The sequence below is a fragment of the Leptospira abararensis genome (assembly GCF_016918735.1).
GTDB classification, from domain to species: Bacteria; Spirochaetota; Leptospiria; order Leptospirales; family Leptospiraceae; genus Leptospira_A; species Leptospira_A abararensis.
On record NZ_JAFFPR010000047.1, the window covers coordinates 124,168 to 140,678 of the forward strand.

At 36.9% G+C, this 16,511-nt stretch carries 11 protein-coding genes; 4 read left to right on the forward strand and 7 right to left on the reverse strand.

The genetic code is table 11. From position 1 onward, the window contains the following. Positions 1-8 precede the first annotated feature (8 nt). Genes JWG40_RS13180 through JWG40_RS13190 form a run of 3 tightly spaced genes read right to left on the reverse strand, consistent with a single transcriptional unit; the run spans position 9 to position 4,591 of the window. A complete protein-coding gene (locus JWG40_RS13180; protein WP_205286248.1) occupies positions 9-2,432 on the reverse strand; it encodes an ATP-binding protein in 2,424 nt (807 codons plus the stop codon). Between the two features lie 42 nt (positions 2,433-2,474). Further along, positions 2,475-3,413, reverse strand: coding sequence for a sigma-70 family RNA polymerase sigma factor (locus tag JWG40_RS13185; protein WP_205286249.1), 939 nt, complete (start codon positions 3,411-3,413; stop codon positions 2,475-2,477). Continuing rightward, a complete protein-coding gene (locus JWG40_RS13190; RefSeq protein WP_205286250.1) occupies positions 3,410-4,591 on the reverse strand; it encodes an NAD(P)/FAD-dependent oxidoreductase in 1,182 nt (393 codons plus the stop codon). Before JWG40_RS13190 ends, JWG40_RS13185 begins: the two co-directional genes overlap by 4 nt. A gap of 101 nt (positions 4,592-4,692) precedes the next feature. Between JWG40_RS13190 and JWG40_RS13195 the strand changes: the two genes are divergently transcribed. Beyond that, the gene (locus tag JWG40_RS13195; RefSeq protein WP_205286251.1) at positions 4,693-5,952 is read left to right on the forward strand and encodes an OmpA family protein; all 1,260 of its coding nucleotides are present in this window, start codon (positions 4,693-4,695) and stop codon (positions 5,950-5,952) included. 32 nt (positions 5,953-5,984) lie between these two features. On the opposite strand, the gene JWG40_RS13200 is transcribed toward JWG40_RS13195, so the two are convergent. Then, the gene (locus JWG40_RS13200) at positions 5,985-7,508 is read right to left on the reverse strand and encodes a malate:quinone oxidoreductase (RefSeq protein ID WP_205286252.1); all 1,524 of its coding nucleotides are present in this window, start codon (positions 7,506-7,508) and stop codon (positions 5,985-5,987) included. Between the two features lie 70 nt (positions 7,509-7,578). Between JWG40_RS13200 and JWG40_RS13205 the strand changes: the two genes are divergently transcribed. Next, a complete protein-coding gene (locus JWG40_RS13205) occupies positions 7,579-8,775 on the forward strand; it encodes a metallophosphoesterase (RefSeq protein ID WP_205286253.1) in 1,197 nt (398 codons plus the stop codon). 140 nt (positions 8,776-8,915) lie between these two features. After that, complete coding sequence (locus tag JWG40_RS13210) at positions 8,916-10,697, forward strand: methyl-accepting chemotaxis protein (RefSeq protein ID WP_205286254.1); 1,782 nt, start codon at positions 8,916-8,918, stop codon at positions 10,695-10,697. A gap of 135 nt (positions 10,698-10,832) precedes the next feature. On the opposite strand, the gene JWG40_RS13215 is transcribed toward JWG40_RS13210, so the two are convergent. Together JWG40_RS13215 and JWG40_RS13220 are read right to left on the reverse strand one after the other, a co-directional pair. Continuing rightward, positions 10,833-11,432 carry a hypothetical protein gene (locus tag JWG40_RS13215; protein ID WP_205286255.1) on the reverse strand — a complete coding sequence of 200 codons (600 nt, stop codon included), beginning with the start codon at positions 11,430-11,432 and terminating at the stop codon, positions 10,833-10,835. Between the two features lie 26 nt (positions 11,433-11,458). Beyond that, complete coding sequence (locus JWG40_RS13220) at positions 11,459-12,292, reverse strand: hypothetical protein (RefSeq protein ID WP_205286256.1); 834 nt, start codon at positions 12,290-12,292, stop codon at positions 11,459-11,461. 1,016 nt (positions 12,293-13,308) lie between these two features. Here JWG40_RS13220 and JWG40_RS13225 point away from each other — a divergent pair. Beyond that, positions 13,309-15,015 (forward strand): methyl-accepting chemotaxis protein, encoded by a 1,707-nt coding sequence (locus tag JWG40_RS13225; protein WP_205286266.1) that lies wholly within the window; start codon positions 13,309-13,311, stop codon positions 15,013-15,015. Between the two features lie 182 nt (positions 15,016-15,197). On the opposite strand, the gene JWG40_RS13230 is transcribed toward JWG40_RS13225, so the two are convergent. Beyond that, positions 15,198-15,734: a hypothetical protein gene (locus JWG40_RS13230; RefSeq protein WP_205286257.1), complete on the reverse strand. Its 537-nt coding sequence runs from the start codon at positions 15,732-15,734 to the stop codon at positions 15,198-15,200. Positions 15,735-16,511 lie beyond the last annotated feature (777 nt).

The following is a 16,511-nucleotide window of genomic DNA, read 5'->3' on the forward strand; positions in this document are numbered from 1 at the left end:
GAGAGTCCTTAAGTATTGGACTGAATCAAATCCTTTTTCGCCCATTTTCGAATCATAAAATCTAGATCATGCATAAGGAGTGGTTTTGTCATAAAATCATCCATCCCAGCGGAAAGACATCGTTGTTTTTCTTCCTCGAGGACGTTGGCAGTAAGGGCGATGATCACCGGTTGTTTGAGAATGGTTTTGGATTGGCGAATGCATTTGGTGACCGTGATTCCATCCATATCCGGCATTTGGATGTCCACAAATACTAAATCGGGTAAGTCGGATCGAACCATATCCAAAGTTCTTTCTCCATTATCTGCTTGTAAGGCAGTGTAACCAAGTTTCTTTAAGAAAAGACTCGAAACTTTTTGATTGATCGGGTCATCATCGGCAATCAAAATCTTTAAAGGGTATTTTTCAGACAACTTCGAATCCCATTCATTTTTCAAATTGGTTTCTCCGAAATTGGTCAATGAATTGGGCTGAAAGGATTCTTCTGGGATTGGAGAATCAAATTGGAATGTGAAATTGGAACCTCTTCCATAAATACTTTGTACAGAAATGGATCCTCCCATCTCTTCTATTAATTTTTTTGTGATCGCAAGTCCAAGTCCTGTCCCCACTGTTTTTTCAGTCAGATGAGAATGAACTTGAGAAAATGGTTGGAACAAAATCCCCATCCTGTCTTCAGGAATTCCAATCCCAGTATCTTTAACTGAAATTACCAATCGAACTTGGTTTTCTGGCAAAAAAATTGATTCTATGGAAACATTAATTGTTCCTTTTTCTGTAAACTTAACTGCATTACTCAGTAGGTTTGACAAAATTTGAGCAAAACGTCTTTGGTCTGTGATGAGGAAATTGGGAGGTGTGTTTCGAAAATCTAATTCAATTTTCAGTTGGTTTGAATTTGTCTGCGATTTAAAAAGATTGATACAATCATTTAAAAATTTCGGTAGTGGGACTGGCTCTAGATGTAATTCAAATTGTCCTGATTCTAGTTTTGTTAAATCTAAAATATCATTCACCAGTAACAAAAGATTATCTCCACTAAATTGAATGAGGTTTAAGTATTCTTTTTGTTCTTCAGATAAATCTGTTTGTTTTAGTATTTGAGTCATTCCCAAAATTCCATTCATAGGTGTTCTGATTTCATGACTCATTGTGGAGAGAAAAGATGTTTTGAAATTTACTTTTGCTTCTGCGTTTTCTTTGTCTTGTTTCAGTCTTTCTTTGTTTCGAAAGTTTTCAATCATCCGATCTGCAATGAAGAGTGCTTGCGAAATACCAAACACAAGAAACCCATATTGTGCAAGATAGGCGGTGCCTTTTTTTGCAAATTCCGTGAGGATATCTAAAGAAAATAAAGACATAGTGGCAATGACTGAGAATAAAAAGAATCGACTTCCCGGTTTTTTTAAAATCACTCCATGAATGATGGGGTATAGTAATCCGAAAAGTGCGAGGAGGGAAAGAATCAGATGTAATGCTAAAAATTTTGAAAAAGTAAGTATATTGAGGGGTAAGGCAAAGAATAATAAAAATGCCACAAAGAAGTTTATCCGATAAACTAAATTATAATCTTTTGAATTATAAATTTCTCTCACATAAAGGACAAAAGAAAGATATAATAGAACAAAACTGATTCCATTGATTCTTACCATGGTTTCATAGATTCCAAGGGGAAGGTAGTGATAGATCAGTCGGGTTTCGCCTGTGCTTAATAAGCGAATGGCTGCTAAAAAACAAACAGATGCGAAGTAGATATGAGTTTTTTCATCCTTCCAAAAAAGATACAATACAAGATGGAAAAATGCTAAAGTAAGAAGGGATGCTAATACAAAGATATCTCGACTGATAGTTTCTAAATATGACTTACTAATTCCCGCATGAGTTCCTAGTATATATGGTGTCGCTATCCCACAAATATGGTAATGAAAGCAGGAAATTCTAATGGAGAGTTGGATTTGGTTGTTTTGAGAATTAGGTAATGCTACTGTTTGGATATTAAGGCTAGGAATCTCTGTCGAATAGTCTTCTCCAATCGTCCCTGATTTGTAGATAGTTTCATTCCCTACAGAAATTTCAAAAGCATTACGAGTGACTCCATTTTGAAGGTATAATTTTTTTGCGTTTTCCGAAACTAGAATTGAAAGGTTTAGTGTGGCAAAACCAGTTGGGTATTTTTCGGAATTTGAATTTGTCCAATGACCTGGTATTGTCGTGAATTCCTTCTTTAAAGAATCTTCTTTTGGATTCCAGTTTTTCCAATCGATCCGCCATTCTCCGTTTAAAGGAACATTTCCTCCAGTTTCGAAGTTCCAATCGCTCAAATCTAAAACAGCATTTTTTGCAACAGGAACGCTCGCAATGTTACTAGAACCACAACTAGCTAGAGTTGCGGTTAGTAAAATCATAAGGAAGATTAGTTTTATGATCTTCATTGCCTTCGTCTTATCAGACGAAAGAAAAGAAGGAAATATTCATTAATTACCTACTGGGAGCCATCGTCTTACGAAGGAAAGTGCCCAATCAAATAAATTCGGTCTCCGTATATATCCTAGTTTCATTAGGTTTTCTTTATTCTGGAAACCCTTTAGTTTATCAGGATTTACTAAATTATAGATATTATTGATCTTTTTATCTTTCATAGTAAAAATTTGGACAATACTTGGTATATCATGGGAATATCCAATGATAGCTGGTGAACCATTAGCATAACCAAAATAGATTTCTGTCGATTTTGCAGCTTTCTTGGTAGTTCTTGTAAGTAAAGATACCACCCTTCGGATTCCAGGAATCGGGATCCTAGCCGCATGGATTTTCCCACCACCATCAGAGAAAGCAATGACATCGTCTCGCAGAAGTTTTGTTAGAGATTTTGTGTCCTGATTGTAACAAGCAAAACTAAATTCTAGTAAAAGTTTTGAATGAAGTTTTGGATCTGGATCAAACTTTTTTTTTCGAGATTGGATAGCTGTCCGAGCGCGAGCCAAAATTTGCCTGCAATTGTCGGTGCTTTTATTTACAATTTTCGAAATTGTTTCATAATCAAAATCGAATAACTCACGTAAAATGAAAATGGCTCTTTCTGTTGGATTTAAAGTTTCCAAAATTACTAGAAAAGCAAAATCTATTTTTTCTTCATCCATGGTCTCAAAGTTTTCTGGGATTGGCTCAGGGAGGTATGGTCCAATATAAGTTTCCTTTTTTCTGGAAGCTTTTTTCAAAAGATCAAAGGCAAGTCTTGCGGCAATACTTCCTAAATAGGATTTATGGTTTTTGATATCTACTTTTTTGGCAGAGAGCCATCTAAGATAACTCTCCTGCACGATATCTTCCGCGTCCACATAACTTCCTGTAATACGGTATGCGATAGAAAAAATATAATGTTTCCATTCTAAAAATACATCGATATCATTCATGAAATCAAACCTCTTAAAGAAATAGGTCTCTCTTGAACCTCTGCTTCAAATCTGATAGGATTTCCTTTGGGCCAGAAATAGAATCGAAAGGGTAATCGTTTTTCCATCTTCAAAGAAAAGATAGTGAACCGATTGACCAATTCCTTGATCCGGGCTCCCCATCTTCCCTGAATGATTAGTTCTTTTGGTTTGTCATCTCCATCGGTAAACTGGATGAGTCCATCTTTTCTACCAAGTGAAACACACCGACCTGCAAATTGAAATGAAAATGGGGATATGTTTTTTCCTTTTATGATTCGAGCCAATTGGTCGGCAATATAAGCTCCCATTGGTAAGGCTGTCACACATCCCATACGTAATATAGAATTTTCCAAATAAGCTAAATCTCCGGCAACAAAAACATCTGGGTGTTCCTTGGATCTAAGGTAGGGATCCACAGAAACTTGGTTTAAGTGATTGGTTTGGAAACCTGATTTTTTTGGTAGAGAGGATGCTAGAAATCCGCTGCAATTGACAAGCACGTCAAATGTTAATTTGGTTTGGTTTTCGAATATGATTTCATTTTCCTGAAATTTTTGGATAGTTACTTTTTCCAAAATTTGAATGTTGTTGCGCGACATATAAGTTCGTAAATATTCCTTTCCTTTTTTCGAAAAAGAAGATCCCCATTCCTTTCTATCAACGATGGTAACAGAAGAGTTAGGAAAAAAATATTTCCATTCAGTGGCCATTTCGATTCCGGTAAGTCCTCCTCCAATGATACAGAGGTTTTGTAAATTTGTTTCATTTTTTTGATTCAAAAATTTTGAAACTGCTTCTTTGGATTGAATGGAACCTTCTTTGTTATAGATGGACCGAATTTGAGAACTCCCCAAGGAAATCACAAGATAATCATAGTCTAGGTTTTGAAGCCTACCTTCCAGGTTCACAGATTTTTCCTTAGGTAAAATTTCATTTACCTTGGCTTGTAAAAATCTAACATTTGTTCGTATTAGGTCTTTGATTTGTAGTTTCTTTTTTAAACCTTGGGTCGCCTCTTCATGGAAACGAATTCTTTCTTGAAATGTATTAGATTCAGAAATTAGGGTAATTTCGGCATCTTTTAATTGTTTGGCTAAACGGTTCGCAGTCATAATTCCTGCATACCCGGCTCCTAAAATTAGTATTTTTGGTTTCATTTTTACACCTCGTTACCAAGACGAAGTAGCCCTATGGATTTGTGACAAGGTTTCCAAAAAATTCGGCTTGCTTTAACACCTGATACAATTGAAAATCAGCCATGCCAAAAATGAATTGGAAGCTTTGTTTTATTTGTCTAGGAACCTCATTACTTTTCCCTGTTTCATCAGCCTATAGTCAGGGTTTTGATCGTGGAAAATTAATTCTGTATGGGACCGGTGCCTTTGGTCTTGGAAATAATTCGGGCACTATTGAAAAGAGTATAGAAAATACCAATTTCCCTAATTATTTAGCACTAAATTCTCCTTATGCGGATAACCTCTCCATTTTTTCGAATTATTATGCTTTGAGAGCACTCGTCCGAGAAAGAACGGAGTTATCGAGTCGAATCGGTGAGTTAGGTTTTGAATATGGACTTTTTCGTTATTTTGGAATTGGACTTTCTGTATCTAATCAAATCATCAATGCATCCCATTTCCGATCGGTTGATGAAAGGCAAATTATTATCTTTTCGTTGTTAGCTTTGGATAATAATACTCTGTTGTCTCGCTTGAATCAAGGTGATTCTTATGATCTCGCCGTTCAAAGAAGAAGAGATGTTTTTAATTCTACTTCAGGAGATTTAAGTTTGTTCTTTCATTTCCAGCCCAATCATCCTATCGATCCTTATATCCGGGCCGGTGGTGGTTCTGGATATGAAAGAATTTTCGGGGGAGCCACCAACCGCGTGTTTGGTGCATTAGGTGTTCGGTATCATCTCAATAGCCTTTTTTTCATAAATGCCGAACTCGAACATTCCAATGTATATATGGTCAAATATACGGAACCAAGCTCTGGTCATAGAAACAAAGGAAATTTTGAAGAGACCTTTGTTAAAGTTGGTTTGGGTCTGAGTTTTACACTCCATGGGCAAACTACCCCCGAGATAGAATCAAAACCTTCCAATGTCCTGGAATCAGTCGGATCTGAGGTCCCTCTCGAGCAAAAAAAGGATCCGGTGGTCGAAGAACCAAAATTGGATCGCTTTGTATTCCTTGCAAGTGAGATCTTTGACCTTCCGTCTAGTCGTATCCATTTAGAAGGTAGAGCAAGATTGGATGCTATTGCTCGAAGCTTAGAAAATGAATATAAAGACTTCGATGCCCAGGTGATCACTTATACGACACCCTTCAAAGAAGATATTCCTGGAAATTATGAAAACTATGATCTTGGGTTTGAACGTTCCCAAGCAATTTCACGTGTTCTCCGTGAAAAAGGTGTGAATCCTAGAAGGATCATAGATTCCACGCAAGGTTCAGCAATGTACAATGTGGATTCAAAAGAAAAAGTGGTGATTGAGCTTCGAAAAAAGAATAAATAATTTTTCATAAGCTCAAATCTCTCTCGTATCATTCAAACTTTGGAGCTAATACGGGATCCTTGGTTTAGTTCTAAAAGCTCTTCTGTTTTCCTTCGGCTTGCGAGACAAATTTCTGGGTTGTCTCTCATTGATTCACCAAAACTAGGAATCATTGTTTTTAGTTTTGTTTTCCATTCGTTTGATTGTATCTCTTTCGGAAAACAATCTGCTAATACTTCTAACATAATTGAAACAGAAGTGGAGGCGCCGGGACTCGCACCAAGGAGTGCTGCCAGAGATCCATCTTTCGCTGCCACAACTTCAGTTCCAAATTCTAAAACTCCACCTTCTTCTTCATCTTTTTTGATGACTTGAACTCTTTGGCCTGCCACTACCAATTCCCAATCTTCAGATTTTACTTCAGGAAAATATTCTTTAAGTGCTGCGATCCGATCTTCGTGTGACTGCATCGCTTGACTAATTAAGTATTTTGTTAAAGGAAGGTTGTGCATTCCCGCTGACAACATAGGAAAGATATTATCAAATTCTAATGATTTCACTAAATCCAGATAAGATCCTTTCTTTAAGAATTTAGTCGTAAAACCAGCGTAAGGCCCAAATAATAATTCTTTTTTTCCTTCAATGATCCTTGTATCCAAATGAGGGACTGACATAGGAGGGGAACCGACATTAGCTTTCCCATACACTTTGGCAAAATGTTGTTTGATCACATCTCTGTTTCGGCATCGCAACCATTGCCCACTCACAGGAAATCCACCAAAGCCAGCAGCCTCAGGGATGTCAGATTTTTCTAAAAGGGGGAGGCTACCACCACCGGCACCAATAAAAACGAATTTTGCTTCATGGTGTTCTTTTTCATGGGTTTGGATATTATTGGAAGTTAGGTGCCAAAATCCATTTTCTCCACGCTGCAAATCCTTTACATCTTCAAAGTAATGTACATGAACATCAGGAAAACTTTCTAAATACCGAAACATAGCCCTTGTGAGTGTTCCAAAGTTTACATCAGTTCCTAATTCCATTTTGGTTGCGGCAATGGGTTCTGAATCATCCCGACCTTTCATTACCAAGGGAAGCCATTCGGTTATCGTATTTTTATCTTCCGAATATACTAGATCTTTAAAAAGTTCAAACTTTTTTAAGGCTTCGTAACGTTTTCTAAGAAAGGAAACATTTTCTTCTCCCCAAACAAAACTATAATGAGGAACCGAATGGATAAATTCATCGGCATCAAGGATCCGTTTGGTGCCAGCAAGGTATCCCCAAAATTCTTTGGAGATTTCAAACCACTCCGCAATTTGGAGGGCTTTTTTGGTTTGGATAGATCCATCTTCGTTTTCGATTGTATAATTCAATTCGCAGAAGGCAGAATGTCCGGTTCCTGCATTGTTCCAAGCATTAGAGCTTTCTCGTGCAGCGGCGTCTAATCTTTCCAATACAGTAATTGTTAGGTGGGGTGCTAGTTCTTTCAGAAGAACTCCCAGGGTAGCACTCATGATTCCTGCACCTATTAATATTACATCGGACTTCGTTCTAACTGTATCTTTTTCTTTCATCTTCTACCTTCCGCCTAATTATCGACAACTTTCGTCATTCCCATTCTGTCCAAAGAATAGGGTTACTTGATTGAAAGCTTTTTTCTTATTTTTGTCCGTTCTGACATCCTTACTGGGATTTATCTATTATTATTCTACCTTTCGTTTGATTTCAGGACTTTCACTGAATGGGCCGGTGGTGACAGTGATTTTAATTGGGATTGGGGCTCTGGTTTTGTTTGTTCCATTGACTTATGCCTTAAGTCGGATCTCGAAACGAGAAAAAACCCAAACATTTTTTGCTTATCTTACCTTCACTAATTTTGGATTTTTTTCCATTCTTTTCACTCTGGTTCTTCTTATGGATATTCTACGGCTTGTAGACTTAGGAATTGTGACTCATTATTCGCAACTTTTGTTTTCCACCTTACTGCATTTTGGGTTTCCTATCGATGGAGTGACCGAAGTGAAAAACTTTAGTTTAGCCTTTTCTACCATTGTGGTGGCAACTGCTCTGAGTTCGCTTGGATTTTTCAATGCCCATGTTCGTCTACAATACAAACGAGTTTCTATCCCTGTAAAAGATTTACATCCTGATTTAAATGGTTTCAAAATCGTTCAGATTTCTGATGTGCACATTGGCGCCACGATCAAAGAGAAATTTTTAAAACGTGTCGTTAAACGAATCAATCTACAAAAACCTGACGCCGTTGTAATCACTGGTGATTTGGTCGATGGACCCGTAGCCACTCTCAAACAACATCTAAAACCTTTGGCCGACATTCAGTCAAAATACGGAACTTTTTATGTAACCGGAAATCATGAATATTATTCGGGAGTTCTTTCTTGGCTTCCAGAAATCCAAAATTTAGGCGTTCATATTTTACTAAACCAAAACCAAATTCTAAACATAGGCAAAGCTAAATTACTGATGGCAGGTGTGACCGATTTGGCTGCAGGAAAAATCATCAGATCCCACCAAACAAATCCTAAACGAGCCATGGAGGGAGGGGAGAATTGTGATTATAAGATTCTTTTGGCCCACCAACCTAATAGTATTTACGAAGCAAGTGCAGTAGGTTTTCAGTTACAAATTTCAGGCCATACTCATGGAGGCCAATTTTTCCCTGGCAATTTACTTATTTATTTTGCACAAAAGTTTGTCTCTGGTTTACATAAATATAAAAACTCGCTAATTTACGTTAGTCGAGGGACAGGGTATTGGGGGCCTCCCTTTCGGTTGGGCGCACCTTCTGAAATTTCCATTTTAGAACTCAAGTCCGCCTGATTTTCCAAAGCCTTAGGAGGAGTCCTGATTTCTGAACACTTACGCAAGCTAGTTCTTTTGGGAAAAAATTTTGCGAAAGTAGGTGAACTCTCTTTGGATTTTCTAAACTATTGACAAACAAAACGGCGGATCACAAGCAAATGAATCAGAATCTACTTATCAGAAAATTGACAGTTGCCATTGAAGCTCCCTTATACTTGCTCATTTTCCCTTACTTTATTAACTTTTGCCTGTTTGCCTCCCGTTTCGATCCGGATACCCTCATTCAATTAGGGATCCTTGGCACTCTCCTTTCTTTAGTTCCTTTGGTGATCGGTATTGGCCTTAGAAACAAAAGACTCAGGAAGCTTTTAACCTTCACTAAAGACACAAAATTAGAAATACTGGAAGGTTTGAAAAAAGGACTTTTAGAACACCCCCATTGGGAAGGTCGAGTGATTCTCATTCGATGGACAGTCTCTATTTTCGGTTTTTCTTTTATGGCTGTGGCATTACTTGGACTTCCATGGAAAGAAATTATGGCCTTGCCATATGCATGTATAATGCTTTCTCCCATTATCTATCTGGCATTTTATTTCCAAACAGAAGTGTATTTAAGCCCAGTACTTAAGGCGAAAGAGTTATCAGCGATCTTTTTAGATGAAACAAAAATTCGAATTTTCGGTGTTTTTCAAAGAAATTTATTCACAATGATTGCTGTGGCACTTTTGCCAATGTTAACCTTGGGTTATTATATGTTTTTGATTCTCCTAACAGAGTTTAGGTCTCCCTATTGGTTTTACCAAATGCCTGTTGTATTTGTCATGATGGTTGTGATTATCATTTATGCGGCTTACGTGGGAAGCAAATCGCTAAAGGAAGATATCGATAACCTAAACCACTCTATTACAAAGTTGTCGAAAGGCGAATTATCGGAAACGATTCCTCAACTATCTGCCACAAATTTAAGTCATACCATTACAAAACTAAATCTATTTATGGAATCTTTGCGACAATACTTTCAAACCGCAAAAGACGAAGCGATTTCTCTATTAGAAACATCCAAATTGATTTTAGATAAAGGGGGAGTGATTGATTCACAAGTCAGCTCCGAAAAAACAAAACTAGATTCTACTTTTGAGTCCGTAACCCAAATCCAAAGTTTATCCAAAGCAACCTATGAACGTGTTCTATCCCAAAAAGAGAAAACCAATTTTTTAGCATTAGAGCTCACTCGTGTCACCGAAGAAATGACAGATCTTTCCAAAAAAGCAGATGATTTAGCGCAGAATACAATTCATTCGATTGGCACTGTGCAGGTGGCCAAGGATGCCATTCAGTCTGCTTACGAAAAGGTGGAAGTGATGAACCAAATGAGTGAAAATATCAAAGCCACTATCTCCATAGTCGAAGATATTTCTGATCGTGTGAATTTGCTTTCTCTCAACGCATCCATTGAAGCCGCACGAGCCGGTTCGATGGGAAGAGGTTTTGCTGTGGTTGCAGGGGAAGTCTCTCGCCTGGCTGATGAAACGGCAAAGAATATTGAAGATATCAAACGAGTGGTTAAGTTATCTCAAGTGGCCTCCAAAGAAAGTTTAGAATCCATGAAAGAAATTATCTCCACTAATGAAGACGTAAAATCCAAGTTTGAAGAAATTTCAAAAGTGGTTCAAATGTTTGGTCGCACGAGCGAAACCAGTTCCGAAAACGTAAAATCTTTAAAAAATCTTGTGGGTGAGTTTCAACGCGATGCGGAACAAATCACTGCGGAAATGAAATTACAAACAGGTTATACTGAGGAATCAAATACAAACTTACAAGCATTATGGGAAAATCATTCCAAAATCTCTACCACTTTCGGTGAAATTTCCGAAGAAGCAAACCGTTTGCAAAAGGTATCCGACTCCATGGAAAGGATTGTCTCTCGTTTTCGATTTTGATTACAATGCAAATGAGATGATTCAAAATTTGGAATTTGCCACTTTAACTGAATTTAGGTGAAGGCTTCCTTTTTTCATAGATGGGAAAGATTTTCATTTCTTTCTGAGATCGAAATGAAAATCTTTTAAACTTTGTTACTTTAAGTAACCTTTTTCTTTGATTTCTGAATAGGCAGAACTAAGTAACTCTCGTCTTTGTGCATCTACCTTCGCCACTGGATCAGCAAAAGGCATAACAAGAATTAATAAAAGTTGACCAATTTCTGTTTTATTCTCTTCTCTTTTGATTTCTCCAAGAACTTTTCCCTTTTTATCTTTCACCGCTAAAGTCATGGTTATATGAGAACCTGTGTAATACGGCAAAATTCCTAAGGTTGGCAGAAAAAACCAAATAGAAACATTCGCAGAAAAATATCCCATTTCTTCAGTAACTTTGATATCAAAAATGTAGTTTGCTTCTGTTTCACTTCTTGTCGCAGAAACATCATCACTTTCGTTCAAAAGTTTGGCAGGTTCATTCTTCCATTTTTGCACTAGGAATTCGTTAGTGGAACCTGGCTGTCCATCAACCAAAACTTGGTAATTGGCATTCACCTTCACTGAAATCTTTTTGGGAACACCGAATTTTTTTACGACAGGAGCACCTTCGAACTCACCACTTCGAAAACTCAAACAGTTGGCTGTTAAAATTCCTAAAGTTACAAGTGTGAATGTTTTATAAAAAGTTTTTATCATTCTATTTCCTTTTTTAGTTGTTATGTTTACTTTTTAAACTTGCTCAACTTTTTATCAGCAACTTCTTTCCAATAAGAATTGGGGTTTGATTTACTGATCCCTTCTAGGAAAACATATTCATCGTATCCAGGTCTACGTAAATCAGGGTAATAGTATTTGTCTTTGAGTAATTCTGAATTTGATCTTAGGATGAAACCATTGTCTTTTTCTAATACAAATTTCTTTTTTTGGGAAATACCGATTAACTCATCTAATGTTGCTGGAAGTGCAAATGGATCATCAGAAGTTGTTTCCTTTAATACGCCTTTAAATAATCCTAAGTATTGAATTTCACCTGGTTTTGCTTTGATATTCATTACCTTTGCTGTATCTTCTGGATCAAAGTCTATATACACATTATTACATTGTTGTTGGGTCGTTGGGATACCGTTAACGAAAACAATTTTGGTTTGGCAGTAAACATAGCCTGTTGTAGAAACTGCATATGATTTCCCATCAGCGGGAACAATACGTGAAATGTAGGAAATAATTTGTAACTTTTTGCCGTTGTAAATTTTTTCCTTTTCCGTTTCTTCCACTAAGACATCTGCCGGATCGGGAGTTCTTTTTTTTGCATTCACTTTGCTATCTGCGTCCAGCTTTACAATTAGGTCTCCAAAAGCCTCACCAAATTGGTAATTCTTTTCCGTACCTAAAAGGCCTGGAGGGTATTCTAAATAAATTCCATAGCCAACCAAACCCACCGACTTGATTTCATCTTTCGACTTTGGGGACTCAAGCCGGTAGACAGATGATTTGCAAGCCATTGCAAACAATAGTAAGGGAAGTAAAATAATCCCTTGGATTTTTAATATTCTCATTTGGATTTCCTTAATTTCTTCCAAACCTAACAGCAGGTAATTGAATTGGCAAGTAATTATGGGTCGTTAGGACGGTGATATTGAGATCAATTTAGCATTTGTCTGGACAAATTGTTGGAAGATAGATCATTTCGGCCTATTTAAGCTTCAGAATTTTTTTGCAAGGGCTCTCTATCCAAACACAATCATTGTTAGTTTGTTTCTAATAATTTTTAAAGGCGATTTCAGAGACATTTCGTTAGATTTAATTTTTGTTTGCTTAACTAGGATTTTCACAGCCCCAGATAAGTTAACCATAGGTTTTTCGTTTCATCATTGTGTTACTCCCAACAGATTCTGTAAATTCCACTGTTGAGCACTTTAAATCCTCTGCGTTCTTTGCGCAATGGGAATAGAAAGAAAAATCAATCTAGATTCTTAAATCGTTTTTTTGAGATACTTGGGTAAGGGTTATGAAAAAGATTAAGAGAGAAACTAAGTCGATTTTTGTGATGAAATACTTTTATTTTATATGATTACTAATTAACTGCTTAAAGTGAAAATCCATAATAAAACTACTTATATTTATATGTCCTTAAAATCTGAGACTCTTAAAAGAAGTGTTCACTTAAGGCCCAAATCATCCATTAGAATCTCTTGTATTTGCTGTGGAAAGGGAAACTTACGAAGATAAAATCACCTTGTAATAGAATTTAAATCGTTACTATCCACGAGAGATTTGTGTTTGAATGTTGGTCTCTGTTTACAACCTATGTCTCTTAATCTAAGAAAGGAAGAATACATATTAGTTAATCTTTTATTTACAAAAGCTTCTCAACGTTTTGTATACTGTCATAGTATTTCCTAAGAATGGAAAGTTAGGACTCTTACGTGGATTACTAAAATCGGAGATCCTAAAAAAATACTTTCATTCCATGCGAAGGTTTGGTTTTCTCTTAATTCAAACGATAGTCTTCAAAAATATGATCAAACAAACTCTCCATAGACTCTTTTCTCTTAACATTCGTACTCAATTGATGATCTTTATTTTTCTGGTTCTCAATTTAGTGCTTGGTCCAATTTTTTATCTCGTCTATCAATCTGCTAAAAGCCAGATCGTAAATCTTGGAGCAGAGTTATTTAAAACTCTAGCAACTGATTCGGTAGCCGTCATAGATCTGTTAAATGAGGATGTAAAGGCAGGAAAAATTAGTTTAGCGGATGCCAAAGAAAGGGCCAGGATCTATATTTTGGGTCCTAAAGGTCCTGATGGGGTTCGAGATTTGTCCAAAGGAAAAATGTCTGCCAAATTGGATATGAGAGTTTGGGCCTCTCACCCGAATGGTGTTTTTACAATGAACCCTTTTAACATTGAGGGAGTTAATCTTTGGGATTACCAGGTCGATGGAAAATTTACGGTTCGAGACACTTGGTCTAATAAGGAAAGAACTGGAAAAATAGTTTATGAATTATGGCAAGAGGGAAACGAACCAACTCATTCTTGGATTGCTTATCAGATTTATTATGAACCATGGGATTGGATTGTTGGTTCTGGCGGAAGAGAAACCATTTTTTATGAAGAACGTCTTAAGTCACTTTCCTACTTATTTTTATTCGGTGCCATATTTGCCTCTGTCATTTCGTTAGTGTTTTCCTATTTCTTTGCAGCTATTTTTGCGCGAAAAATTGAGCAGGTAAAATCATTAATTGGAAAAGCGCGAGAAGGTGATTTGACGTCAAGGTCAACTAACGTATATAGAGATGAGATTGGATCACTACTTTCCGATTTTGATCAAATGACGGATAGTTTACGAATCATGATTCAGGTCGTTTCACAGTCCTCAAATGAAGTTCTGAAATCCGCTGATAAGTTGATCGAGAGTGCGAATGGTTCTGCTAATGTAGCTGCTACGATTTCAGAATCAATGACAACAGTAAGAAGAAATTCAAATACCCAATTAGAAGCTTTTTCTGAAAATAAATCTGCAGTAGAAGAAAATACTCTTGCGATCACAAAAATTGCCGAGGCCACTTACGTGGTTTCTGAATTGTCAAATGGTGTTTTGGAAAAAGTAGAAGAAGGTCAAGACATTGTAAGGAAAACCATCGATCAGATGGAGATCATTAATTCCTCAGTGAATGGAATCTCTTCGAGTATAAATACTCTTGGAGCAAACTCGAAAGCAATTGGGCAAATCGTTGAAACGATCAATCAGATTGCGAGCCAAACAAATCTACTCGCTTTGAATGCTGCTATCGAAGCAGCTAGAGCCGGAGAGGAAGGAAAAGGTTTTGCCGTTGTTGCCGATGAAGTTAGAAAATTAGCAGAACGATCGGAAAGGGCCACTAAACAAATTTCGGTGATCATCGATGAAATTCAAAAAAACACACTTGAATCCATTCAGATGATGGAAAAAGGAAATCAGGATGTGGGAGTTGGGGTAGAGATGGTGAATGTTGTCGGAAATACCTTTCAATTGATTATTTCAGCCATTAAGAAAGTCAATGATGAAATCCATGGTGTTTCCTCGACCACAGAAGAAATATCTGCGAGCACAGAAGAACTCAATGCAAACACAGTACAGTTGATTGAACTAACTAATATCATTAATGAAAGCACCAAGGAAGTTTCGATTTCCTCGGATTCTCAACTGTCAGAAGTATCGGCTGTGAAAGAAGCTGCGAATCGATTGAGTGAACTTGCGAAGGATTTAAATCAAGAAATCAAAAAGTTTAAAATTTAAACTATTTTTTGAAACTATAATTGTCTTTTGATTTCTTAAAAAATATCGATGTTGTCGCGTGATTCGAGTTGGGTAGACCTGCTTCTTTCACGCGATAAAAAACGTAAGTAACGGAGTTGGCAATGAACAAAGGAAACTTTGATTTTAAATATTGAACTTACCCGATTCGAGCTTCATTGATATTATCGAGAGAATTTTAATGTCAAATCATCAACCTTGATTTCTGTAAGTATCTCTATTACGCCTGCTTCTTCGGGTATACTTAGCAAATAGTTTTTAACTTCGCCATTAGGTTTCTCAAAACTGATAGCACATACTCCATTGAGTTTGCCATTCCAAAAGAAAAGAGTTGAACTTTTATATTCTGACCCATTGTTCCAAGTGATTTTGTAATATTTGACACAACCGCCCGAATGATAGGGCAAAGTTGATGTATAAATAGAAGATATAAGTTCACTTCCCTTTCTAAGTTCTGCTTGTATTATGTTAGTAGGGTATGGAGTCAAATCAGCCGTACATGCGTAACCTTGCGGTAGAATCCCCATACACTGGTTGAGTTTTTCTTGATCTGCTATCTCTTTGGAGAGAGTGATAAGTGAAAGTGGAATTAACCCAGAATCTGAGTTTGATTCTTTGCATGAAATCATTGTGAAAGTGGCGAGTAACGTAAGGATTAAGAATGGCAGAATTGATTTGATCAATTGCATTTGCTTTTTCATAATTATTGATTAACTCCTATTATAGTCCTGATGTAAAATAAAAACTACGAATATCGGTTTGTCCTGCAGAATCTGTAAAGGAAATTGCAAGTATCAGTTTTAGGTTCAATTTCTTTGGCCTCATAGATTCGGAAATAAAAATATAACAAAAGTTTGAGTCATATTTTCTACTAGAAGCCGATGGGGATTAAACAAGGGTTTGGTGACATTGGCCAGTTATTAGTTGCGCGATAGATTCGCTGTCATCTTTTGAGTTTCGTTCTACTCGCCGAAGTGCATCAATACATTCGACTTTTCTTATTTAATTATATATAACAATTGTTCTGCTCCGTGAATTGCATCCGATAAGAATGTAATGTGACATAATCCCTCGCCATTCCCAGCGTTTTTTCTCTGCTGAAAACCCGATCCATTCTCATAAAAAAAATGTAAATTGTCTCATAAATCGGGATAATTTTTATAAAAGTTGATTGACGGTGAGTGTACATTCCGAATGATGGTGAAACGGTGATTGAGTGAAGCCCGGAAGGGAACCGACTCGATTGCTAAATAAGATCTTTTACAACATACACAGTAGCGTGACTCCAAGACAATTCTAGCGAGAAAAAACCGAGGGGATGGAAACATTCTCTCAAATGAAGACTAGGTGTAGTTACCACAGCATTCGGCTGATGGTAACAACTCTGTAATTAATAAATTGCCCGCAAGGGTGATTTCAACACGGAGAGTTTGATCCTGGCTCAGAACTAACGCTGGCGGCGCGTCTTAAACATGCAA

Excerpts from the sequence above, each read along its gene's own strand:
- JWG40_RS13180 (WP_205286248.1), bottom strand. The coding sequence starts at position 2,432 with ATGAAGATCATAAAACTAATCTTCCTTATGATTTTACTAACCGCAACT.
- JWG40_RS13185 (WP_205286249.1), bottom strand. The coding sequence starts at position 3,413 with ATGAATGATATCGATGTATTTTTAGAATGGAAACATTATATTTTTTCT.
- JWG40_RS13190 (WP_205286250.1), bottom strand. The coding sequence starts at position 4,591 with ATGAAACCAAAAATACTAATTTTAGGAGCCGGGTATGCAGGAATTATG.
- JWG40_RS13195 (WP_205286251.1), top strand. The coding sequence starts at position 4,693 with ATGCCAAAAATGAATTGGAAGCTTTGTTTTATTTGTCTAGGAACCTCA.
- JWG40_RS13200 (WP_205286252.1), bottom strand. The coding sequence starts at position 7,508 with ATGAAAGAAAAAGATACAGTTAGAACGAAGTCCGATGTAATATTAATA.
- JWG40_RS13210 (WP_205286254.1), top strand. The coding sequence starts at position 8,916 with ATGAATCAGAATCTACTTATCAGAAAATTGACAGTTGCCATTGAAGCT.
- JWG40_RS13215 (WP_205286255.1), bottom strand. The coding sequence starts at position 11,432 with ATGATAAAAACTTTTTATAAAACATTCACACTTGTAACTTTAGGAATT.
- JWG40_RS13220 (WP_205286256.1), bottom strand. The coding sequence starts at position 12,292 with ATGAGAATATTAAAAATCCAAGGGATTATTTTACTTCCCTTACTATTG.
- JWG40_RS13225 (WP_205286266.1), top strand. The coding sequence starts at position 13,309 with ATGATCTTTATTTTTCTGGTTCTCAATTTAGTGCTTGGTCCAATTTTT.
- JWG40_RS13230 (WP_205286257.1), bottom strand. The coding sequence starts at position 15,734 with ATGAAAAAGCAAATGCAATTGATCAAATCAATTCTGCCATTCTTAATC.